The organism is Abyssisolibacter sp. ZYX002 (assembly GCF_056892235.1).
In genome coordinates this window covers 908,893-932,152 of the sequence record NZ_JARMXH010000001.1, presented here as the reverse complement: position 1 = coordinate 932,152, position 23,260 = coordinate 908,893, and the positions used below count along the sequence as shown (strand labels likewise).

General features: G+C 30.8%; 22 protein-coding genes. All 22 read left to right on the top strand.

Going from position 1 to position 23,260, the window contains the following annotated elements; genetic code table 11:
• The 22 genes from P3X86_RS04165 to P3X86_RS04060 all read left to right on the top strand — a co-directional run bounded on the left by P3X86_RS04165 (position 1) and on the right by P3X86_RS04060 (position 23,190).
• Entirely contained in the window at positions 1 to 2,058 is a 2,058-nt protein-coding gene (locus P3X86_RS04165) for a chemotaxis protein CheW (protein WP_483291366.1), read from the top strand.
• Between the two features lie 12 nt (positions 2,059 to 2,070).
• Positions 2,071 to 2,493, top strand: a complete 423-nt coding sequence (locus tag P3X86_RS04160; protein WP_483291365.1) for a chemotaxis protein CheW — start codon at positions 2,071 to 2,073, stop codon at positions 2,491 to 2,493.
• Between the two features lie 16 nt (positions 2,494 to 2,509).
• Positions 2,510 to 3,124: a chemotaxis protein CheC gene (locus P3X86_RS04155; RefSeq protein ID WP_483291364.1), complete on the top strand. Its 615-nt coding sequence runs from the start codon at positions 2,510 to 2,512 to the stop codon at positions 3,122 to 3,124.
• A 1-nt stretch (position 3,125) separates the two neighbouring features.
• Positions 3,126 to 3,608, top strand: a complete 483-nt coding sequence (locus P3X86_RS04150; RefSeq protein WP_483291363.1) for a chemotaxis protein CheD — start codon at positions 3,126 to 3,128, stop codon at positions 3,606 to 3,608.
• Positions 3,609 to 3,631: 23 nt separating this feature from the next.
• Positions 3,632 to 4,372: a FliA/WhiG family RNA polymerase sigma factor gene (locus P3X86_RS04145; protein WP_483291362.1), complete on the top strand. Its 741-nt coding sequence runs from the start codon at positions 3,632 to 3,634 to the stop codon at positions 4,370 to 4,372.
• A 28-nt stretch (positions 4,373 to 4,400) separates the two neighbouring features.
• A complete protein-coding gene (locus tag P3X86_RS04140; protein ID WP_483291361.1) occupies positions 4,401 to 6,173 on the top strand; it encodes a DUF342 domain-containing protein in 1,773 nt (590 codons plus the stop codon).
• Positions 6,174 to 6,190: 17 nt separating this feature from the next.
• The gene (locus P3X86_RS04135; RefSeq protein WP_483291360.1) at positions 6,191 to 6,511 is read left to right on the top strand and encodes a hypothetical protein; all 321 of its coding nucleotides are present in this window, start codon (positions 6,191 to 6,193) and stop codon (positions 6,509 to 6,511) included.
• Between the two features lie 16 nt (positions 6,512 to 6,527).
• A complete protein-coding gene (locus tag P3X86_RS04130; protein ID WP_483291359.1) occupies positions 6,528 to 7,010 on the top strand; it encodes a DUF6115 domain-containing protein in 483 nt (160 codons plus the stop codon).
• A 135-nt stretch (positions 7,011 to 7,145) separates the two neighbouring features.
• A complete protein-coding gene (rpsB, locus tag P3X86_RS04125; RefSeq protein WP_483291358.1) occupies positions 7,146 to 7,883 on the top strand; it encodes a 30S ribosomal protein S2 in 738 nt (245 codons plus the stop codon).
• Positions 7,884 to 8,021: 138 nt separating this feature from the next.
• Entirely contained in the window at positions 8,022 to 8,669 is a 648-nt protein-coding gene (gene tsf, locus P3X86_RS04120) for a translation elongation factor Ts (RefSeq protein WP_483291357.1), read from the top strand.
• 230 nt (positions 8,670 to 8,899) lie between these two features.
• Positions 8,900 to 9,610, top strand: a complete 711-nt coding sequence (gene pyrH / locus P3X86_RS04115) for a UMP kinase (protein ID WP_483291356.1) — start codon at positions 8,900 to 8,902, stop codon at positions 9,608 to 9,610.
• Between the two features lie 13 nt (positions 9,611 to 9,623).
• Positions 9,624 to 10,181 carry a ribosome recycling factor gene (gene frr / locus P3X86_RS04110; protein WP_483291355.1) on the top strand — a complete coding sequence of 186 codons (558 nt, stop codon included), beginning with the start codon at positions 9,624 to 9,626 and terminating at the stop codon, positions 10,179 to 10,181.
• A gap of 6 nt (positions 10,182 to 10,187) precedes the next feature.
• Positions 10,188 to 10,367, top strand: a complete 180-nt coding sequence (locus P3X86_RS04105) for a hypothetical protein (protein ID WP_483291354.1) — start codon at positions 10,188 to 10,190, stop codon at positions 10,365 to 10,367.
• A 255-nt stretch (positions 10,368 to 10,622) separates the two neighbouring features.
• Positions 10,623 to 11,369, top strand: a complete 747-nt coding sequence (locus tag P3X86_RS04100) for an isoprenyl transferase (RefSeq protein WP_483291353.1) — start codon at positions 10,623 to 10,625, stop codon at positions 11,367 to 11,369.
• Between the two features lie 112 nt (positions 11,370 to 11,481).
• On the top strand, positions 11,482 to 12,261 hold the full coding sequence (locus P3X86_RS04095) for a phosphatidate cytidylyltransferase (RefSeq protein ID WP_483291352.1): 780 nt from the start codon (positions 11,482 to 11,484) through the stop codon (positions 12,259 to 12,261).
• 47 nt (positions 12,262 to 12,308) lie between these two features.
• Positions 12,309 to 13,454: a 1-deoxy-D-xylulose-5-phosphate reductoisomerase gene (locus P3X86_RS04090; protein WP_483291351.1), complete on the top strand. Its 1,146-nt coding sequence runs from the start codon at positions 12,309 to 12,311 to the stop codon at positions 13,452 to 13,454.
• 13 nt (positions 13,455 to 13,467) lie between these two features.
• Positions 13,468 to 14,481 (top strand): RIP metalloprotease RseP, encoded by a 1,014-nt coding sequence (rseP, locus tag P3X86_RS04085; RefSeq protein ID WP_483291350.1) that lies wholly within the window; start codon positions 13,468 to 13,470, stop codon positions 14,479 to 14,481.
• 16 nt (positions 14,482 to 14,497) lie between these two features.
• The gene (gene ispG, locus P3X86_RS04080) at positions 14,498 to 15,559 is read left to right on the top strand and encodes a flavodoxin-dependent (E)-4-hydroxy-3-methylbut-2-enyl-diphosphate synthase (RefSeq protein WP_483291349.1); all 1,062 of its coding nucleotides are present in this window, start codon (positions 14,498 to 14,500) and stop codon (positions 15,557 to 15,559) included.
• A 53-nt stretch (positions 15,560 to 15,612) separates the two neighbouring features.
• Entirely contained in the window at positions 15,613 to 16,401 is a 789-nt protein-coding gene (locus tag P3X86_RS04075; protein ID WP_483291348.1) for a polysaccharide deacetylase family protein, read from the top strand.
• Positions 16,402 to 16,713: 312 nt separating this feature from the next.
• Positions 16,714 to 17,274: a hypothetical protein gene (locus tag P3X86_RS04070; RefSeq protein WP_483291347.1), complete on the top strand. Its 561-nt coding sequence runs from the start codon at positions 16,714 to 16,716 to the stop codon at positions 17,272 to 17,274.
• Between the two features lie 545 nt (positions 17,275 to 17,819).
• The gene (locus P3X86_RS04065) at positions 17,820 to 18,440 is read left to right on the top strand and encodes a hypothetical protein (RefSeq protein ID WP_483291346.1); all 621 of its coding nucleotides are present in this window, start codon (positions 17,820 to 17,822) and stop codon (positions 18,438 to 18,440) included.
• A 466-nt stretch (positions 18,441 to 18,906) separates the two neighbouring features.
• Positions 18,907 to 23,190, top strand: a complete 4,284-nt coding sequence (locus tag P3X86_RS04060) for a PolC-type DNA polymerase III (RefSeq protein ID WP_483291345.1) — start codon at positions 18,907 to 18,909, stop codon at positions 23,188 to 23,190.
• Positions 23,191 to 23,260 lie beyond the last annotated feature (70 nt).

Genomic DNA, 23,260 nt, shown 5'->3' with positions numbered 1-23,260 from the left:
ATGGAAATCAATCAATATTTAGATATTTTCATAGAAGAATCAAAAGAACATTTACAAAGCTTAAATACTAATTTATTGGATTTAGAAAAAGAAAATAACAATTTAGATATAGTAAATGAAATATTTAGAACAGCCCATACATTAAAAGGTATGTCAGCTACAATGGGCTTTACAAAGATGGCAAATCTAACACATGAAATGGAGAATCTTTTGCAAGAGATAAGAAGCGCCAGTATAGCAATTAACGACGATATCATGGATTCATTATTTGAATGTCTGGACTTATTAGAAGAATATGTTGGTGAAATCAGCGCCAATGGAAGCGAAGGAGATCTGAGTAGTGATGCGCTAGTTAAAAAACTGAATCAATTAGTTAACAATGATTATAGTAAAGCTATCGAAGAAGTTGCAGTATCAGATGTTGCTAGTGAAGAAAATAATGAAAATATAGACATTGATGAATATACAATGAGAACACTTAAAAAAGCTTCAATAAAAGGTTTAACACCATATGCATTAAAGATAAGACTAAACAAAACATGCATGTTAAAGGCAGCTAGAGCATTTATTATTTTTAAGACTTTAGAAGCACATTCAGAGATACTAAGATCAGTTCCTCCAGTAGAAGATATTGAAGATGAGAAGTTTGAAGATTCTATAACGCTAATTATAGTTAGTAAATATGATGCGAGCAGAATAAAAAAGGAAATAAGATTAATATCAGAAGTTGAAGAAGTCAATATAAACAAAATAAGCACAGAAGAAAATGCTATAGGGGAACAAGAAATCTTAGAAGAAACACAAAATGAAAATACTCAGAATGAAAAAGAAGAAAATGTAGAAAAATCACTTGCCGAGAAAGTTAAAGAACAGATAAAAAAAGAAACAGGTAAAAGTAAGAAATCAATAAATGTTGTTGGGAAAACAGTAAGGGTTGATATTGACAGATTGGACAACCTTATGAACTTAGTAAGTGAGTTAATAATAATCAAAACAAGGATGGAAGATATAGGAGATTCAGACAAAAAGCAAAATATGAATGAAGCTATAGAATACCTAGAAAGAATAACAACAAGTCTTCACGATGCAGTAATGAAAGTTAGGATGGTACCTATAGAAAGAGTATTTAACAGATTCCCAAGAATGGTAAGAGATTTATCAAAAGAACTAGGAAAAGAAGTAAAGCTCATGATGTCTGGAGAAGAGACAGAAGTTGACAGAACAGTAATTGACGAAATCGGTGATCCATTGATACATCTTATAAGAAATGCAATAGATCATGGTATAGAAAAGGCAGAAGATAGAAAGAAAAAAGACAAAGAAGAATTTGGTACAATAAGCCTAAGATCTTATCCAGATGGTAACAACGTAGTAATAGAGGTACAAGATGATGGAGATGGTATAGATGTTAACAGAGTAAAACAAAAGGCTATTAGTAGAGGAATATTAAACCAAGAAGTAGCTAAGACTCTCTCTGATGATGAGGCATGTGAATACATATTTAAACCAGGATTTAGTACATCAGATACAATTACAGATGTTTCGGGACGCGGAGTTGGCTTAGACGTAGTAAAATCTAAAATAGAGTCAATAGGTGGTATAGTAGAAATTGATAGTGTAAGAGGTATGGGTAGTAAGTTTACAATAAGGATTCCACTGAGTTTAGCAATAATACAAGCTCTAATGATTAAACTTAAAGACGAAATATATGCAATACCATTAAGCTCAATTAAAGAAATAACGCCAATAGATAGAGATAGCATACAAAAAGTACACGAACAAGAAGTGATACTATATAGAGGAAAAACATTACCGTTAATAAGACTTAGAAATATACTTGGGTTAGAGAACGATAACAACCAAAAAGAACTTATAGCAGTAATCGTTAAAAAAGGAGATAAAGAAGCTGGACTAATAGTAGATGACTTAATAGGACAACAAGAAATTGTAATTAAGTCATTAGGCAAATATCTATCAGGAATAAAGTATATGACAGGAGCTACAATATTAGGCAACGGTAATATTTCATTAATTCTAGACATAAATTCTATATTCTAAGAGGTGATGTATATGAGTAATCAATATGTAGTATTTAAGATCAATGAGCAATTTTATGCAATAGATATATTCAAAGTAAAAATAATAGAACGTATATCAGATTTTACTAGAGTCCCAAATTCTCAAAATTACGTAAAAGGTATCATAAACTTAAGAGGAGATGTAGTACCAGTGGTAGATTTGAGAGTTAGATTTTCTATGGAATCAAAAATAAACAAAGAAAATTCAAGAATAATAATAATAAAATACGAAGAACTAGTAGTAGGGTTAATAGTTGATTCATCATCAGAGGTAATAAGACTTGACGCTAATGAAATAGATGCTCCACCAAACATAGGAACGTCAAAAGAGTATGATTTTGTAAGTGGGATAGGTAAAAAAGATAATAGAATGATAATGATATTAGACGTCAAAAAAGTGCTTGAAATACAATGATGATTAGAGGTGAGCTATGAATTTAGACATAAATAATTTAAATACAATGTTAATCGATGTGTTTCGAGAAATAGGAAACATAGGGTCTGGTAATGCAGCGACAGCATTAGCATCTATGATTAATAAAAAAATTGATATGAAAGTTCCTACAGTTAACATACTAGAATTTAAAGAAGTAGACAAGCTACTTGGAGGGGCAGAAGAAATAGTAGTAGGGATATATTTTGAAATGAGTGGCGATGTAGTTGGTAATCTACTATTAGCATTTGGTCTAAAATCAGCAGTTAATTTAGTTAATATGTTATTTAGTAGAGAATTTGAAGATAGAGATTTAGATGAGATGGATATGTCAGCGCTTAGTGAAATAGGTAATATATTAGCAGCATCATATGTAAATTCCATATGTAAGATGACTAGTCTAAACATTAAAATTTCTGTACCTTCAGTTAGTATAGATATGGCTGGTGCGATACTTAGTGTACCAGCAGTGCAATTTAGCCAAATAGGAGACAATGTGTTATTCATAGAAACAGAATTCTTTGAAGATAGCAAAATTGTATCTGGAGATTTATTCTTAATTCCTGACTTAGATTCTTACCAAAAAATACTACAGAGCTTGGGCATAAGCTAGCATGGAAGTAGTCAAAGTAGGGATGGCAGACCTAAAGGTTGTAAAATATCCTAATAATCTTACGACATTAGGATTAGGGTCTTGCGTGGGGATAGCGCTATATGATAAGAAAACTAAAATAGCAGGATTAGTGCATATAATGCTACCAAATAGTAAGGAAATAAAGAAAAATAGTAACAAGGCTAAGTTTGCAGATACAGGAATACAAGAGTTAATAAAGGAAATGGAGAAAATTGGGGCTATAAAACGAAATATTGTCGCAAAAATTGCTGGTGGAGCACAAATGTTCAATTTTAATACTAAGAATAGCATATTAAGAATTGGAGAAAGAAATGCAATATCAGCCAGAGAAAATCTAAAGAAACTTAAAATACCAATAATAGCTGATGATACAGGTGGAAATTTTGGAAGAACAATAGAACTAAGAACTGAAGACGGCATATTAAAGGTTAAGACCATAGGTCATGGAGTAACTGAGATATAATAAGTGCCTTGGAGGTAGGAGTCGTGTCGAGGGAAGATTTGTGGGAAAAATACAGGTTAAATAATAATGATATGGAAATCAAAAAACTTTTAATAGAAAAGTATATATATTTAGTGAAGATAATAGCAGGACGGCTATACTCCAATTATGGTGGTAATACTGAATATGAAGATTTAGTGAGCTATGGAATATTTGGATTAATAGACGCAATAGAGAAGTTTGACTTTGATAGAGAAATAAAGTTTGAATCATATGCAAGAATTAGGGTGAAGGGTGCAATAATAGATAACTTAAGAAAATATGATATATTACCACGTTCAGTTAGAAAAAAAGCTAAAGATATAGAAACAGCGACTAGTAAACTACTGAACAAATTAAACAGAGAACCAACAATGAAAGAATTAGAAGATCAAACGGGGTTAAATAGTAATGATATAAACAAAACATTAGGAGATTTATCGTTGTTTAACATAGTCTCTTTAGATGAGATAGCTTGCACGCTAGGAGAATATAATTTCAACGACCCAAAAAATGATACACCAGAAATATCAGTATTAGGAGCAGAAACAAAAAAATTAATATCGCAAAATATTAAAAACCTTCCTAGAAAAGAGCAAATGGTTATTTCATTATATTATTATGATGAACTAACTTATAAAGAAATTGGTAATGTTATGGGGTTAACAGAATCAAGAATATCTCAAATTCATAGTAAAGCTATAGTTATGCTAAAAAATATATTAAAGAAAGAAGGTATAATATAGCTTTCTATAATAATATGGTGGTGGATAAATGAAAGAGTATGTTATCGTAGAAGGTAAAAACCTTGAAAAGCTAAAAGAAGAAGTTTTAGAGCAAATTGATAGGACAATAGAAGAAGTAGACATTACAATATTAGAAGATGGTCAGGGAACAGAAGATGGTAAATATAAAATAAAAATAACATACGATACTGTAAGAAAAGCAAAATTTAAGACAGTAGAATTAACAGAAAAAATAGAGTTCAAATTTTTAAACCAAGGAGTTTGCATGAAAGTGCTTGATTATTATGCAAGCGAACTAATAATGGTTAGTGATATTGTGGAATATCTAGATAATAAAAAGGTGAATGATTATGATTTAGATAAGATAAAAGATGTAATACAAAAAAGAAGACCAGATTTGATTACAATAGCACCTGTGCAAGAAGAAAACTTAATAGATGAAAAGCTTGTAATAGATATTACAGATGATAAAATGAAGGCTTACATGGTATATTTACCTTCATATGGGGGTAAAAAAATATCATATCAAGAAGCGTTATCACAGATAAATGAAAAGATAAGCTATGGAATAATAGAAAGTGAAATAAAAGATGCTATAGAAAATAAAAAATTTAATCAGAAAACGTTGATAGCCGAAGGAAAGGAAACAATAAATGGTGAAAACGGTTATATAACATATCACTTTAACGACAAAAGGGATATAACACCAGAGATTTTAGAGGATGGAACAGTTGATTATAGAAATCTCCATATACTAGAAAACGTAAAAAAAGACCAACTGTTGTGTGAAATGACAAGACCTATGCAAGGGCATGATGGTATAAGTATACTAGGTGAAACGATAGAGCATAAGCCTGGTAAAGAGGTAAATATTAAATGTGGACAAAATGTTATATTATCTGAGGATGAAGAAAAGCTTTATGCGGGCAGAGATGGTCAAATAAAAATAATAAGTGGTAAAATAAATGTATTAGATACATTTGAAGTAAAAGGAAACGTAGATAATAACACAGGTAATATTAAATTCAATGGAACAGTTATAGTAAAAGGAAATGTAAAATCAGGCTTCGAAATAAACGCATACGGAGATGTAATAGTAGAGGGAGTAGTAGAAGCAGCAAGGATAAATAGTCATGGAACAATAACACTAAAAAGAGGTATACAGGGTGGTAAAAAAGCTTACCTTACTGCAAAAGGGGATATAATCGCAAAATATATAGAGAACTGTAAGATGTTTAGTTATGGAAACATAATAGCTTGTGCGATAATGCATAGTGATATAGCATGTGATGGTAGCATAATGGTAAGTCAAAAAAAGGGTCTCATAGTAGGTGGATGCTGTAAAGCAAGAGAAGAAATACACGCTAAGATAGTAGGCTCAGAAATGGAAACAAAGACTATTATAGAAGTTGGCGCAGATCCTAAAATAAAAGAAAAATATAACAATGTCTGTAATCACTTGATAAAGCTTAGAAATAATATGGACAAGTTAGATAAAAACATAACATTATTAAATAGATTGTTAAAAACAGGCAAACTAGACGACAAGAAAAAGCAGCTGTTAGTAAGCTCATTAAATGCCAGAAAAGCTATAAATGTTGAATATGGAAAGCTCAGTATAGAACAAGAAAACCTATCGCAGAAGTTAAGTGATTTGTCAAAAGGAGCACTTTATGTAACAGGAGTAGTTCATCCAGGAGTAAAGATTACAATAGGAAACGATATTACATTTATAAAGAAGCAATATACAAGGTGCAAAGTATACATCAAAGATAAAGAAATAGCATTTGGGAGTATATAAGAAGGAAGGGAAAATAAATGCCAATAAAGCCAATTGATATGCAGAATATGATTCCCAGAGCACAGCAATTATCAAACATGAACCAAACTAAACTTAACCGTAGCAAAAACATGGCAAATGTATATATTAACGAGCAAGATACTGTTGCAGATAAAAAGATGAATCAAGTAAATAACACAGAAGATACTTATAAGACATCGACAAACAAAGATGGCAGAAATAAAAATAATAGTGGACAAAGCAATAAAAAAAATAGAAAAAAACAGCAAACAAAAAATCAGAAAGAAACAAATAAACTAAATAGAGATGTTGGTAGACATATAGATATAAAAATATAAATATATGAGGTGCAAAATGTATATTTACATTGTTTGTGGTGGAATAATATGTTTTGTAATAGCAGTCATAATGTTAGTTAGTAATCACAATAACAAACAAAGTGAAGTCGATAACTTTGATGATTTAATAGCTGCATATAGTGAAGAAGAAATAAAAAAAATAGAAGAAGACTATTACGAAGAAATGGCTGCTGATAAAAATACAATCATATTAAACGAAATCGCTGATCAATTAAAGAAGATTGTAGAGATGAATAACCAAGAAGAAAAAAAAGAAACTGAGATTGAAGAAAAACAAATATTAACAAACAAAGATAGTAGTTATAAAAATCAAGAAAACAGTCAAGAATTAGTAAATGAGCAGGCAGAATCGACATGTGATATAGATGCTATACTTAGATACTATAAGGAAGGAATGAGTATTATAGATATAGCAAAAACAACAGGAAAAGGCATTAGAGAAATACAAATAATGTTGAAGCTTAAGAATTTAAAATAGTTCTTGTCAACGAATTCTAATTGTGATATACTACTATAGGTGAATACACACACTTGGTGACTTATAAAGTGTGCCTTGATGAAGGTCTTTATAAGAGTGAAGCAAGTGGAGGAAAAACAATAAGGAGGTGCGAAGATGTCAGTAATTTCTATGAAAGGCCTGTTAGAAGCTGGTGTACATTTTGGACATCAAACAAGAAGATGGAACCCTAAAATGGCAGAATATATATTCACAGCTAGAAACGGCATATATATTATTGATCTTCAAAAGACAACAAAAAAAGTTGAGCAAGCATATAACTTTGTAAAAGATGTAGTTGAAAACAAAGGAAAGGTTCTATTTGTTGGAACTAAAAAACAAGCACAAGAAGCTATACAAGAAGAAGCTAAAAGATGCGGAATGTATTATGTAAGTCAAAGATGGTTAGGTGGAATGTTAACTAACTATAAGACTATTAAAAAGAGAATAGACCGTCTTAAAAAGCTTAAGCAAATGGAAGAAGAAGGAACATTTGATGTATTACCAAAGAAAGAAGTTATTAAGCTAAGACATGAAGCTGAAAGACTTGAAAAATTCTTAGGTGGAATAAAAGACATGAATGGTCTTCCAGATGTATTGTTTGTTGTAGATCCAAGAAAAGAAAAGATAGCTATAAGAGAAGCTAGAATTCTAGGAATACCAGTAGTAGCTATAGTAGATACTAACTGTGATCCAGATGAAGTTGATTTTGTTATCCCTGGTAACGATGATGCAATAAGAGCCGTTAAATTACTTACTAAGACAGTTGCAAATGCAGTATTAGAAGGTAAACAAGGAGAGCAAATAGAAGAAGAAACAACAAACGAGCCAGCAGAAGAAAAAAAAGCTGAATAATTGTTGAAATATAAGTAAGGGTTATAAGGGAACGATTATCCCTTTGCTCTTACTTTTTTATAAGATTACGACATATACTAGAGAGTCTTTCAGACAGTATGTTATATATAATTATGAATTAAATAGGAGGCGAATATAATGGCAAATATTACCGCAGCTATGGTAAAAGAGTTAAGAACAAAAACAGGAGCAGGCATGATGGACTGCAAAAAAACATTAGTAGAAGCAGAAGGAAACATAGATAAAGCAATAGAGCTATTAAGAAAGAAAGGTCTTTCAAAAGCAGCTAAAAAAGCTGATAGAGTAGCAGCAGAAGGTGTAGTTATGTCATACATACACGGAAATAGAATAGGAGTATTGATAGAAGTAAACAGCGAGACTGATTTTGTTGCTAAAAACGAAGAGTTCAAGCAATTTGCTAAAGACGTAGCTATGCAAGTAGCAGCTCAAAACCCTAAGTATGTAACTAGAGAAGAAGTACCAGCAGAAGTTATAGAAAAAGAGAAAGAAATATTAAAAAGCCAAGCATTAAACGAAGGAAAACCAGAGCATATAGTAGACAAAATGGTAGTTGGAAGATTAGAAAAATACTACAATGAAAATTGTCTATTAGAGCAACAATTTATAAAAGACCCAGATATAACAATCAACGAACTTTTAGTTCAAAAGATAGCTAAGTTAGGAGAGAACTTAAAGATAAGAAGATTTGTTAGATTTGAAGTTGGAGAAGGTATTGAGAAAAAAGAAGAGAACTTTGCAGAAGAAGTAGCAAAGCAAATGCAATAGTTTAAATACAATAATAGTGCGATTGTTATATATGTTATAACAGAATCTTAAGGTACTATTTAAAATACGGGGCTGTCTTGAAGATTCTAAGACAGCCCTTTTTAAGGAATGATAGTATATTATGACAATATAACTAATATACTAACGGTAGATATGGATAATAAATTACGACATAAAAAAGGAATTCTTATGATTTTTATAGAATATTAATAACAGCTAGGAGTGTTAATATGAAAAAACCCTTATACAATAGAGTAGTTCTTAAAATAAGTGGTGAAGCTCTACGAGGAGAACAGGGCTTTGGGCTTGATGAAATTACATTAATGGATATAGCAAGACAAATAAAAGATTTACATGAATTGGACATAGAAGTAGCAGTAGTAGTAGGTGGTGGTAATTTCTGGAGAGGTAGAAGTAGCAAAGAAATGGATAAGACCACAGCGGATTACATGGGAATGTTAGCAACGGTTATTAATGCTTTAGCTATGCAAGATGCATTAGAGAGAATGGGAGTGCTTACAAGAGTTCAGACTGCAATAGAAATGAGACAAATAGCAGAACCATATATAAGAAGGAGAGCAGTAAGACACTTAGAAAAGAGAAGAGTAGTAATATTCGCAGCAGGAACAGGAAATCCTTATTTCACAACAGACACAACAGCTGCATTAAGAGCAGCGGAAATAGAAGCAGACGTAATATTATTAGCTAAAAAAGGTGTAGATGGAGTTTATGATTCAGATCCAATCCAAAACCCTAATGCTCAGAAATTTGATAAATTAAAACTAAAAGATGTATTGAATTTAGAATTAGGTGTTATGGATTCAACAGCAGCTTCGCTATGTAAAGATAATGATATACCAATCATAGTATTTGGAATCGAAGAGAGGGACAATATTAAGAGAGTTGTTATGGGAGAAAAAATAGGAACTCAATTAAAATAAGGAGGAATTATATATGTTTTTACAAGTTCATACAGATTTAGAAGAAAAAATGACGAAGACCATTAAAGTATTAAAAGACGAAATGGCAACGATAAGAGCAGGTAGGGCTAACCCTGCATTACTTGACAGAATAACAGTACCATATTATGGAGTGGATACACCACTAAAACAAGTAGCTAGTGTAGCAGCTCCAGAACCAAGACTACTTACAATTAGTCCATATGATCCTAGCATAATAGGAGATATAGAAAAAGCTATATTAAAATCAGATTTAGGAATAAATCCATCAAATGATGGGAAGATGATTAGATTGGCTATACCACAATTAACAGAAGAAAGAAGAAAAAATTTAATAAAGCTTCTTAAGAAAACTAGTGAGAACTCAAAAGTTGCATTAAGAAACGAAAGAAGACATGCTAACGATGCTCTTAAAAAGATGAACAAAAACGGAGATATGACAGATGATGAACTTAAAAAATCAGAAGCAGACGTACAAAAGCTTATAGACAAATATACAAAAGAAATAGATGAATTAACAGACAAGAAGACAAAAGAATTAATGGAGGTTTAATCTATATTGAACAATATAGTAGGGCTTTTATTAGAAGATGCGTTAGATATAATAGGCAAAGAGCAGGATAATATAAAGATAAAATATGCTAAAGGACTCAACAATAAATTTAGTGATGAGCTAAAAGAAGCTCGTGTAGTTAGGTTGGATTACGATAAAAATGAAATTTTAGTTTGTTATTTTTAATCCCTTCTTTTTTAGAAGGGATTTAGATTGATGGCGAAGTCATTTATCTGACAGACTGTAGTAAAATTACAAGTTCAAGGCATACTAAAATTGAGTAGCAGAGCTTATTAGAGATAAGCGAGCAACGGAAATTTTAGTAATAACTAAGAAATTGAGTTTTTGTCTACTGTCTGAATCCCTTCTCTTTAGAAGGGATTTTGACTTAGTTAATATACTTAGCATAATATTCATTTAACATTAGCTGGAGGTTTATCAATGAATAAAAAAGAGCTTGAAAAATTAAAGAATGAAGTACTAAAAAGAGAGCTACCTAAGCATATAGCAATAACAATGGATGGCAATGGTAGATGGGCAAGAAAAAGGTTCTTGCCTAGAACAGCTGGTCATAGAGAAGGAGTAAAAACACTTAGAAAGATAGTAGAAGTATGTGGAGATATAGGAATAAAACATCTAACCGTATTTGCGTTTTCCACAGAAAATTGGAAGAGACCAGATGGTGAAGTAAGCTATTTGTTGAAGTTGTTAAGAGAGTTTCTAAAAAAAGACCTCAATACATTGCATAAAAATAATGTTAAAATAAACATATGGGGAAATATAAGCGAATTTGACAGCGGTACTAGGGAAGAAATAAAAAAAGCAATAAAAAAGACTGAGGGCAATACAAAATTACAGTTAAACTTAGCGTTAAACTATGGTGGAAGATCGGATATAGTTAAAGCATGTAAAAATATTAGTATGAAAGTAAAATTAGGAGAGCTTGATATAGAGCAAATTAACGAAGATATGTTTAATAGTTACCTTTATAGTGAAAATCAACCAGAACCAGAGTTACTAATTAGAACAGGTGGAGATTATAGACTTAGTAACTTTTTACTATATCAGAGTGCATATACAGAACTTTGGTTTACAGATGTATATTGGCCAGCGTTCAATGAAGAAATTTTTTATAGAGCTATACTCGATTATTACAAAGTAGATAGAAGATTTGGAGATATACAATAATGAAACTGCTTATGTCTATTAATGCTTTAATTTGCATAAGAATTAAAAGATAAACTTATTTTGAACTGATATTATAGTAAGATAGATATATTAGTTAGTTAGGTGGGATAAAATGAGGACAAGAATAATAAGTGGAACAATAATAGGAGCGGTATTGCTACTATTACTATACTTTGGGGGAGTATATTTAAATACAGGTATAATAGTGATTTGCTTAGTTGGTTTATACGAATTTCATAAGGTAATTACCGCGTATAAGTTAAAGCCTTTTAAAGAACTAAATTATATAGTATCAATCATATACTTGTTATTGATTATGTTCTTAAAAAGCGAGAATTACAGTATAGTATTACAAGCTACATTTATTCTTTACACATTGATATTGCTGTTTATATTTTTACTCAAAGATGATATAAAACCTATGGATATAAGTATGAATTTATTTTCAATGGTTTATGTTGTATTTACTTTATCTCACATGATGTTTTTAAGTGACAGTAAATTTATATGGCTAGTATTTATAACAGCATGGTCAACAGATACATTTGCCTATTTTGCAGGCAATCTTTTAGGAAAGAAAAAACTATGTCCCAAATTAAGCCCTAAAAAAACAGTAGAAGGCTCAATAGGTGGAATGATAGGATGCATAGTTTCATCTATATTATTTGGGTATATATTTAAGATAGATATGATTTTAACATTGGGATTACTTGGACTTGTTACCTCAATATTTGCACAAATTGGAGATATAGCGGCATCAAAATTCAAAAGAATAGCAGGCATAAAAGATTATGGTAATTTCATGCCTGGACATGGTGGTATGTTAGATAGATTTGATAGTATAATATTTACAGCTCCAATAGTTTATTATTTTACAAAATTTCTGATGTAAATAAACTATATAGTGGTATAATAGATTTTATAAAGAGGGAGAAAGTCATGAAAAAAATAAGCATATTAGGGTCTACAGGCTCAATAGGTACACAAGCTTTAGATGTAGTTAAAAATTCATTAGATTTAGAAGTAGTAGCATTATCAGCTAATAGTAACATAGAGCTTTTAGAAGAACAGATATTAGAGTTCAAACCCAAGCTAGTAGCAGTAGCAGATGAATCAAAAGCTCTAGAATTAAGAGATAAGATGTCAGCATATGATGTAGAAGTGCTTGGAGGAATGGATGGGCTAATAGCTGTAGCGACCCACAAAGATAGTGAAATATTACTAACATCAGTAGTAGGTATGATTGGATTAAAACCTACATTAGAAGCTATAAAAGAGAAAAAGACTATAGCACTTGCAAACAAAGAGACATTAGTTGCAGCAGGGCAGTTAGTAATGAAATATGCAAAAGAAAACAATGTAGATATAATACCAGTAGACAGCGAACATTCAGCAATATATCAGTCATTGGTTTCTGGCAAAAAAAGTGAGATCAACAGGATTATACTTACAGCATCAGGTGGACCATTCAGAGGGAAAACAAAAAGTGAGCTTGAAGATGTAACATTTATAGATGCACTAAAACATCCGAATTGGTCTATGGGTAGAAAAATAAGTATTGATTCAGCTACGCTTATGAACAAAGGACTAGAAGTAATAGAAGCAAAATGGCTATTTGATGTCAAAGCAGAGGAAATAGACGTAGTAGTTCATCCTCAGAGTATAATACATTCAATGGTTGAATTTGTTGATGGTAATATAATAGCTCAATTAGGGCCTACAGATATGAGGATACCAATTCAGTATGCATTAACATACCCAAAAAGAACAAATAGCAAAGTAGAGAAACTTGATTTCATGAAAATAAAAGAATTAACATTTGATAGACCAGACATGGAAACATTCCCTTGCTTAAAATTAGCTTTTGATGCACTAAAAGCAAAGGGAACAATGACAGCAGTATTAAACGCAGCAAACGAAGAAATAGTTAATTTATTTTTAGAAGATAAAGTAAGATTCAATGATATCCCAGTATATATTGAGAATACTATGAGTCATCATAAAAATATAAAGAATCCAACATTACAGGATATATTACAATCAGATAAATGGGCTAGAGAACATATAGAATCTCAAATAAGATAAGGTGGTGGTTATAATGCCAATTGCAACAATTCTAGCTACTATATTCGCATTTCTATTAGTAGTATTAGTTCACGAGTTTGGTCACTTTGCAGTAGCAAAGTTAGTAGGTATAAAAGTTCACGAATTTTCAATAGGTATGGGGCCTAAATTATTTTCAAGAAAAAATGGAGAAACTCAGTATTCCTTAAGAGCATTACCAATAGGTGGTTATGTAAAAATGGAAGGAGAAGACGAGGACTCAAAAGACCCTAAAAGCTTCTCTAACAAATCCATACCTGCTAGAATGGCAGTATTAGTAGCAGGGGCTTTTATGAATTTTGTATTAGCAATAGTTATTTTTATCATGTTGTCATATTCTTCAGGAGTACCAACTACGATAATTGACAAGGTACAAGATAATACTCCAGCTAAAACTGCAGGACTAGAAGCTGGAGATAAAATAGTATCAATAAACGGAGTTGAAACAAAAGAATGGGAAGATGTACTACAGATAGTAGGTAAAAATAAAAATAAACCTATGGACATAACAGTTTTAAGAAACGGAGTAGAAATAAAAAAAGAACTAACTCCTATTTACAATGAAGAAGGAAAAAAATACATTATAGGTATACTGTCTAGACAAGAAAAATCATTAGTTAAAGCTACAAAGCAAGGTTTTAAAGATACCTTTACAATGCTAGGTAAAATGTTTGACTTTTTTGGTAGATTAGTTAGAGGGAATGTTAAGAGTAACGAAGTATCAGGCCCAGTTGGGATAATCAATACTATAGGGAAAGCTGCAAATCACAGCTTTATGGCAGTATTGCTTATTACTGGTATAATAAGTGTAAATCTTGGATTTTTCAACTTACTTCCAATACCTGCACTAGATGGAGGTAGACTGATATTTCTAATAATAGAAGCAGTAAGAGGCAAACCAATAAATCCAGAAAAAGAAGGGATAGTACATTTTATAGGCTTCGTATTATTAATTATTTTAATGTTAGCAGTGACATATAAAGATGTAATATATCTCTGGATAAAATAAAAGGTGGCGAGTGAACATGAGAAGAAAAACGCGTAGCGTTTACTGCAGAGACATTGGTATAGGTAGTGAGCATAGAATAACAGTCCAATCTATGACCAATACAGATACAAGAGATGTAAAAGCAACAGTACATCAAATAAATAAATTAAAAGAAGCTGGGTGTGATATAGTAAGGATAGCAGTACTTGATATAGAGGCTGCTAAGGCAGTAAAAAAGATTAAAGAGTTGACAGATATGCCTCTAGTAGCAGATATACACTATGACTATAGATTAGCAATCCAGAGTGTTAAAAATGGGATAGATAAACTCAGAATAAATCCAGGTAACATAGGTTCAAAGGAAAAAACCATAGAGGTAATAAAAGCATGTAAAGATAGAAATATCCCCATAAGAATAGGAGTCAACTCAGGATCAGTAAAAAAAGAGTTTTTAGAGAAATACGGTGGAGTTAATGTTAGCTCACTAGTAGAAAGTGCATTAGAGCATGTATCAATATTAGAAAAAAATAATTTTTATGATACTGTTGTAGCAGTAAAGAGTAGTGACGTAAATTTGTGTGTTAATGCTTACAGAGAGATTGCAAAAAGAACAGATTATCCACTGCACTTAGGAGTCACAGAAGCAGGTACAATATATAAAGGAACAATTAAATCAGCAATAGGAATAGGAAGCTTGTTGATCGACGGTATAGGTGATACAATAAGAGTTTCGCTCACTGGCGATCCAATAGAAGAAGTTAAAGCTGGCAAAGAAATATTAAGATCAATAGGTATACTTAACGATAGAGTTAAGATAGTATCATGCCCTACCTGTGGTAGGACACAAATAGATATGGTGCCTATGGCTATGTTAGTTGAAGAAAGGCTTAAAGGGCTTAAAAAACCTATTAAAGTTGCAGTGATGGGTTGTAGTGTAAATGGCCCAGGAGAAGCAAGAGAAGCTGATTACGGATTAGCAGGAGGAAAAGGGGAAGGTCTGATATTTAAAAAAGGTGAGATAATAAAAAAGGTCAAAGAAGAATACTTAGTAGAAGAATTAATTAAAACAATTAAAGAACATGAAGGGGTAAATATTTAATAAAAATGCTAATAATAATTAGCTGTTGGACAAACTAAGGGGGAAGATTGATATTGAAAAAAGTAAAGATATATGCTATTGCGTGTATAGTACTACTTATATTTATATTTAATAGCAATATTTTTGGACAAGCTGATAATAAAGGTGTCAAAGTATTAATGTATCATCATCTTATAAAAAATCAAGACAATAAATATAAAGATAATTGTGCTATATTAGATGTAGAATTGTTTGAAGAACATATGAAAATCTTAAAAGATAATAATGTAAATGTTATAAATATTGAAGAATTAGAGGAGTTTTTAGATTCAAAAAAAGAATTACCTCCAAATAGTGTATTGATAACATTTGATGATGGATATAAGAGTAACGTTACTCATGCATATCCTATTCTTAAAAAATATGGTTTTAAAGCGACAATATTTCTGGTAACAGCTTATAGTCCAAAAGATACAGAAAAAATACCAGGAATTACTTTTCCGCATATAAGTTTTAAAGAAATAGAAGAAACCAAAGATGTTTTTACATATGCAAGCCATACGCACGATTTTCATAAGATGGATGAAAATAAAAAAGGTTATTTAGTCTGTAAAACAGAAGAGGAAATACAAAAAGATTTACAAAAATCAATAGATTTATTAAAAACAAAGTACTTAGCATATCCTTATGGTCAATACAATGAAGACACAAAAAAGATACTCAAAAAGCTAGGTATAACTATGGCATTTACAGTGAAATCAGGATCGGTTAACTTAGGGGATGATAAACTTGAGATAAACAGGTTTCCAATAACACCACATGTATCTGCAAAAAAATTTAAAAAGATAATAAATCTTGATTAGTAAATCAGTTTATAAAAGAATAAGCTAGTGTTTTATAAAGGAGCATCTGAAAAACAGATAGCTCCTTTTATACTTGTAAAATAATGATATGAAAAGTTATCCCCTTTCTTAAAACAGCTATTAATATTATCATATGTAGGAAAATAATGGAACTGACTGTTATTACATAAATACTTTAGAAGTACATATTTACTAGGTTAATTAGGCTCGTTTGGTTTTATGAGTGGATATTGATTATAAGCTGTAACTCCTTGACAAATAAAAATAAAAGGCGTATTCTATGTCTAAAGTTATTGTTAGGAGGGAGATATTATGAGTTTATTTGGTCAATCAAAAAAAGAAATCTGGAAAGAAGTTGCTGCAGAAATCGGGGGCGGATATGTTAATGATACATTTTTCATTAATTCACGCATAGAGTATGTATATAAAAATCATAAGATATTTATGGATATAAAATCTCCAACAATAGGAACTAGAGATTCAATAGCTACTAGAATACGTTTTGGTTTTAAAAATCCAACAAATGCATTTTTTAGTATTAGGAATAAAGGAATAGGTTCTAGTATAGGAGAGATACTACAGCATAGCGATGTGAAGACTGGTTACAGTACTTTTGATGAGAAATTTATAATAAAAACAGATAATGAAGATATAGTAGAAAAACTGATTACAAATGAAGAAATAAGAAAATTAATTGAAGATGTGCAAAAATTTGAATTATATGTCATAAATGCTGGAGGTAAGCTTTATGATCAGTATCTAGGTGAAAATGAGACAATATTGCAAATTAGAGTGCCTAGAATAATTAAAGATGCTCAGAAAATAAAAGATTTATTTAAACTATGTACTAAAATGATAGATGTATTGGAATAAATAACAAAGATAGATTAAAAATTAGGGAGTAGTAAGAGACTAAATAATTTTTTAGAAATAAATTATTTAGCCTTTTTATTATTATTCACAGTCATCACACATTGCTACTAAATTCCAACAAGACCATTGAGATTATGCAATCGTGTTTTCCATTAATACACTTAAAAATTTCAGTTCTTACTAGTTTATCATTATAGTTTCTTTGCATATAAATCCTATAGCTGAATATATCAATTATTAGGCTAGTATCAAAATAGTAATTTGGGCTTGTTAATTTTACTAAGTATACAATCGAGCCAAAGCAAACAACCAACACTAAGTCCTTGAATTTAACTATTTTGTCTATGCTATTTTAAATTTCTTAAGTTTTCTGTTCATTCCATAAAACTACAAGTTTTTCATAACTTGTCCGATATAATATATGATGTAGTTTAAATCTACTTAATTAGTAGATAAAGATATTTTTAATGATTATAATAAAGCTTATCCATTATCGGATGATTATGCTGGTATTAAAGTCATATATTAATGAAGGGATGAAAATAATGAAAAAAAATATATTATTAGGAGTACTAGGTATTGTGATTTTGTTTAGTATTGTTTGTTTTTTCCAAAATCCTTTTGAAAAAAATGATAAATCCAAAGCTGAAATTGTTTCTTTTGAGGGGAAAACCGATGGGGCTGACTCTTTAAAGGAGTTAGAGCAAAAAGTTCCAATTATTATCAGAGGTGTCAAAATAGATGAAGTTGATGTTGAACGTGATTACTCTAAAATCGATGGCATGTTTTTAGGAGGACATACAAAATCTAGTTTTAAAATTACTGATGTATATAAAAATAAATTAAATAATCCTAAAATAAAGGTTGACAATAATATATTAATTTACGAATACGCTATGTATGACAATAAAACAAACAAAATTTATACTATTAACGGTTACGAAAATATGAGAAAAAATAATGAATACTTATTGTTTTTAGACAAAGAAGAAAAAGAACTCGGTATTTTTGCACCTTTTGGAGTAACGTTCGGGAAAGTTTCTTTAGATAAAGAAGGTGAAAATAGTAAAGATATGTCTTTAAGAAGTCTTGAGAATGGTGTAGAAGATTATGTAAAGGAAATTATTGATGAAGCAAGAGAAAAATATTTAAAACTAAGAAACTAATTAATTTTACGACAAACTGTTCCTATTCCTTTACTTTGAATTAAATGAGAATAATGTATATAAACGGCTATTATATCAAAAATATGATAGCCGTTTTGTTCTCTTTATTTTTTAAATTGTGGTCAAGTTAGGTACAAGTGGTTTATGGAAATTATACAGTCATTTTTATATCTATTAAGTTATTCTACTTTATTAATTTTAATATTTTAGATTATCTATTTTTCCTTTATCTGGCTGGCGTAGATGTCTTAAACTATTTCTAGGTGTTAATGTTATCCATGAAAGCATCTTTTAGATATTAGCGGTTTCTAAGCTTAGCTAATACAATTTATTAAAAAGACTTTCCCAGAGGGGCTTAATTGACCCAAGTTTTTTATATGCTTAAAAGAGTAAATTATGATATTATATTAAAGTGAGGGTTCTCACATACATCATTAATTAACCCAATTAAGAAAGGGAGAGTCATATGTTATTAAGTGAATTATTAGAGAAGCTTAACATAGCAACTAATCAGCAAATAAGTAGATTGATAATAGACAAAGTTACATTTATTAAAGAAACAAGAAAGCTAGTTATAACAGTGAAAACAGATGATATAATTGACTATCAGTTATTTGATAATATAAAGAGAGAAATATGTGGTAGTTTAAACGAATACAGCTCAGTAGAAATACAGTTAATTAATACAAAAGTATTTGGGCAGTTAAGTGATCTCATAAACAGCTCTTTTGAAAATATAAAGTATTTACTTAGAAAAAATATGAATCATGCAAATGTGTGGATAGACAAGATATCATGGGAGGTAGACCATGATACGCTTAGTATAAAAATAGATAATCAATTAGCATTAGTTAATAGTAATAAAATAAAAATAAAACAAATAATAGCAAATATGTTTGCAGATGAGTTTAATAGAGATTTAAATGTTAAAGTGATAGGAGTAAGCGAAGAGAACATAAAAGAGCATGAAGAAATACGAGCAAAAGAAGAAGAAAAACTAGTGAAAAATATAAGCATAGAATCAAATGATAATAGAGATAAAGTAAAGAAAACAGAAAATAAATCTGACAACACAAAAGATGACAATATAATATACGGTAAAAAAACACAAGATGACTTAATCAAAATTTCAGAAATAAGTTCAGATTCAGGTAGAGTTACCATAAGAGGTGAAATATTTAGATTAGAGTCAAGGATGTTAAAAGACAACAAAAAAAAGCTGTACATATTTGATGTAACAGATTATACAAATTCAATTACGGTAAAGGTTTTTGCAAATAAAACTCAACAAGAAGTACTAGATGAGAAACTCAAAAAAGGTATGGGAATAATCACAACAGGAGATTCAATATATGATACATTTTCTAGGGAAATTGTATTGATGGCAAAGCATATGAAGGTTTGTCAATTTAGTTCTAAAATCAATGACCTTGCAGATGAAAAAAGAGTAGAGCTTCATCTACATAGTAGAATGAGTGATATGGATGGGATAACTAGCTTCAAGGACTTAGCAAAGCAGGCAAAGGATTGGGGACATAGTGCGATAGCTATAACAGACCATGGAGTTGTACAGAGTTTCCCTGAGGCATTAGACGCATCTAGAAAACTAGGAATAAAAATACTTTATGGTATGGAAGGATATTTACTAAACGATGGTATGCCAAGTGTTATCAATACGAAAAATCAACCAATAGGTTGTGACTATATAGTGTTTGATATAGAGACAACAGGGTTATCTTCAATCAACGATAGAATAACAGAAATTGGAGCAGTTAAAATATCAAACAATAAAATAGTGGATACGTATAATGTACTAGTAAATCCAGAAAAAAATATACCACTGAAAATTCAAGAATTAACAGGAATAACAAACCAAATGGTGAGCAATCAGCCTCCTATAGAAAAAGTTCTACCAGATTTTTTAGAATTTGCAAAAGGAAGCGTGTTAGTAGCACATAATGCTAATTTTGACATAGGTTTTATAAAACAAAATTGTAATAGATTAAACATAGAATTTGATTTTACTTATTTAGATACATTACAGTTAAGTAGGCTTATGTTAACAGAGCTAAAGACACATAAACTAAATAGGCTAGCAAAACACTTCAAAGTAAGTTTAGAAAATCATCATAGAGCTTGCGATGATGCGAAAGCTACTGCAGAAATTTTCTTGAAGTTATTAGAAAAACTACAGGATGAAGACGTGAGTATGCTAGAGGATATAAATACCGTATTTAACAAAGAGATAAACTACAAAACAGGTAGAACATATCACATAATAATCATAGCAAAGAACTATGTAGGTCTCAAAAACTTATACAAACTAGTATCAGAGTCACATATTAGCTATTTTTATAGAAAGCCTAGAATACCAAAATCTATATTAACTAAATATAGAGAAGGTCTGATATTAGGGACGGCTTGCGAGGCAGGAGAATTTTATAAAGCAGTATTAGAGAATAAGAGTGAAAATGAACTTAAAAAATTGATGGATTTTTATGATTTTTTAGAGATACAACCAGTTGGAAATAATGATTTTATGATAAGGCAGGGCTTAGTAAAAGATAAAAAAGAACTTCAAGATATAAACAAGAAGATATATGACTTAGGAAAGAAATATAAGAAGCTAGTAGTAGCAACAGGAGACGTTCATTTTTTAGAAAAAAAGGATGAGATTTTTAGACGTATACTGATGAGCGGAAAAGGCTTTGATGACAGTGATAATCAACCACCTTTATACTTTAAAACAACAGACGAGATGTTAAAAGAATTTGAGTATCTAGGCAAAGATGAATCTCATGAAGTAGTAGTAAAAAATACAAATCTTATAGCAGATATGGTAGAGGAGATATTGCCAATACCAGATGGAACATTTCCACCGATACTTGATGGATCAGATGATGAACTATTTAATATAACAAACAACAAAACCAAAGAAATATATGGAGAGCAGTTACCAGAACTAGTTAAAAAGAGACTGGATAGAGAACTAAATTCAATAATACAAAATGGTTATGCAGTGTTATATATTATATCGCAAAAGTTAGTAAAAAAATCACTAGATGATGGATACCTAGTTGGATCAAGAGGGTCAGTAGGTTCATCATTCGTAGCAACTATGAGTGGCATAACAGAGGTTAATCCATTACCTCCACACTATGTATGCCCGAAATGCAAGAACAGTGAATTCATTGAAGATGGAAGCTATTCAAGTGGAGTAGATATGCCAGACAAAAACTGCCCTAACTGTGGCACTCAGTATATAAAAGATGGTCATGACATACCATTTGAGACATTTCTTGGTTTTGAGGGAGATAAAGAGCCTGATATAGACTTAAACTTTGCAGGAGAGTATCAACCAACAGCACATCACTATGTAGAGGAGTTGTTTGGAGAAGGACATGTTTATAGAGCAGGGACGATAGGAACAATAGCAGAAAAGACAGCATATGGATTTGTAAAAAAATACTTTAGCGAAAGAGACATGATAATAAACAATGCTGAGACAAATAGGCTTACGTTAGGTTGTACAGGAGTAAAAAGAACAACAGGACAGCATCCTGGAGGAGTAATGGTTGTACCAAGAGATAAAGATGTACATGATTTTTCACCAATACAATATCCTGCAAATGATAAAAAATCGGGAGTTATAACTATGCATTTTGATTATCATTCAATAAGTGGTAGGATACTAAAGCTCGATATACTAGGACATGATACACCATCTATAATCAGGATGCTTGAAGATTTAACAGGAGAGAATGCACAAAATATATCGTTAGATGATAAAGCTACAATGTCAATATTTACATCAACAGATGTGCTTGGGATAACAGAAGATGATATAAACTGTAAAGTAGGGACATTTGGAATACCTGAGTTCGGTACAAAGTTTGTAAGACAGATGTTACTAGATACGATGCCAACAACATTTGATGAGTTAGTTCGAATAAGTGGATTATCTCATGGAACAGATGTGTGGCTAAACAATGGGCAAGAGTTAGTAAGAGCAGGGACAACTACATTAAAAAGTGTTATAGCTACAAGAGATGATATTATGACATATCTAATATATAATGGACTAGAAAAAAAGAGGGCATTTACCATTATGGAGAAAGTAAGAAAAGGTAAAGGGCTTACAGAAGAAGATGAAAGCTATATGAAAGAAATGGAAATACCGCAGTGGTATATAGAGTCATGTAAAAAAATCAAATACATGTTTCCTAAAGCGCATGCAGTAGCGTACGTTATGATGTCGTTTAGGATAGCGTATTTTAAGGTTCATCACCCAGAAGCTTTTTATGCAACCTATTTTACAACTAAGGCAGTAGATTTTGATGCTCACTTGATAGTACAAGGTATAGAAGTAGTTAGAGACACAATTTCGCAGCTTGAGGAAATGGGAAACTCTAAAACAGCAAAAGAAAAGAATCTACTTACAGTATTAGAGGTAGCACTAGAGATGTATGCAAGAGGGTATAAACTAAAGAGAGTGGATTTATACAAATCAGATAGTGATAAATTCCTGTTAATAGACGGGTATATAGTACCTCCATTGAAGTCGCTTCAAGGTGTCGGAGAAAACGCAGCAAGAAACATAGTAAAAGAAAGACAAAAGGGAGAATTTATATCAATAGAAGATTTAATGAATAGAGCCAAGGTAAACAAGACATCTATAGAAGCATTAAGGCAGCATGGATGCTTAGAAGGAATGCATGAAAAGAATCAGTTAAGTCTTTTTAATTTTTAACCTACAAGTTAACCATATAAACCAAAATGCCATAATATATATAAGGAAGCTTGTATAATAATTGATAATA

Coding starts and splice junctions, on each gene's coding strand:
- P3X86_RS04165 (WP_483291366.1), top strand. CDS start 1: ATGGAAATCAATCAATATTTAGATATTTTCATAGAAGAATCAAAAGAA.
- P3X86_RS04160 (WP_483291365.1), top strand. CDS start 2,071: ATGAGTAATCAATATGTAGTATTTAAGATCAATGAGCAATTTTATGCA.
- P3X86_RS04155 (WP_483291364.1), top strand. CDS start 2,510: ATGAATTTAGACATAAATAATTTAAATACAATGTTAATCGATGTGTTT.
- P3X86_RS04150 (WP_483291363.1), top strand. CDS start 3,126: ATGGAAGTAGTCAAAGTAGGGATGGCAGACCTAAAGGTTGTAAAATAT.
- P3X86_RS04140 (WP_483291361.1), top strand. CDS start 4,401: ATGAAAGAGTATGTTATCGTAGAAGGTAAAAACCTTGAAAAGCTAAAA.
- P3X86_RS04135 (WP_483291360.1), top strand. CDS start 6,191: ATGCCAATAAAGCCAATTGATATGCAGAATATGATTCCCAGAGCACAG.
- P3X86_RS04130 (WP_483291359.1), top strand. CDS start 6,528: ATGTATATTTACATTGTTTGTGGTGGAATAATATGTTTTGTAATAGCA.
- rpsB (WP_483291358.1), top strand. CDS start 7,146: ATGTCAGTAATTTCTATGAAAGGCCTGTTAGAAGCTGGTGTACATTTT.
- tsf (WP_483291357.1), top strand. CDS start 8,022: ATGGCAAATATTACCGCAGCTATGGTAAAAGAGTTAAGAACAAAAACA.
- pyrH (WP_483291356.1), top strand. CDS start 8,900: ATGAAAAAACCCTTATACAATAGAGTAGTTCTTAAAATAAGTGGTGAA.
- frr (WP_483291355.1), top strand. CDS start 9,624: ATGTTTTTACAAGTTCATACAGATTTAGAAGAAAAAATGACGAAGACC.
- P3X86_RS04100 (WP_483291353.1), top strand. CDS start 10,623: ATGAATAAAAAAGAGCTTGAAAAATTAAAGAATGAAGTACTAAAAAGA.
- P3X86_RS04095 (WP_483291352.1), top strand. CDS start 11,482: ATGAGGACAAGAATAATAAGTGGAACAATAATAGGAGCGGTATTGCTA.
- P3X86_RS04090 (WP_483291351.1), top strand. CDS start 12,309: ATGAAAAAAATAAGCATATTAGGGTCTACAGGCTCAATAGGTACACAA.
- rseP (WP_483291350.1), top strand. CDS start 13,468: ATGCCAATTGCAACAATTCTAGCTACTATATTCGCATTTCTATTAGTA.
- ispG (WP_483291349.1), top strand. CDS start 14,498: ATGAGAAGAAAAACGCGTAGCGTTTACTGCAGAGACATTGGTATAGGT.
- P3X86_RS04070 (WP_483291347.1), top strand. CDS start 16,714: ATGAGTTTATTTGGTCAATCAAAAAAAGAAATCTGGAAAGAAGTTGCT.
- P3X86_RS04065 (WP_483291346.1), top strand. CDS start 17,820: ATGAAAAAAAATATATTATTAGGAGTACTAGGTATTGTGATTTTGTTT.
- P3X86_RS04060 (WP_483291345.1), top strand. CDS start 18,907: ATGTTATTAAGTGAATTATTAGAGAAGCTTAACATAGCAACTAATCAG.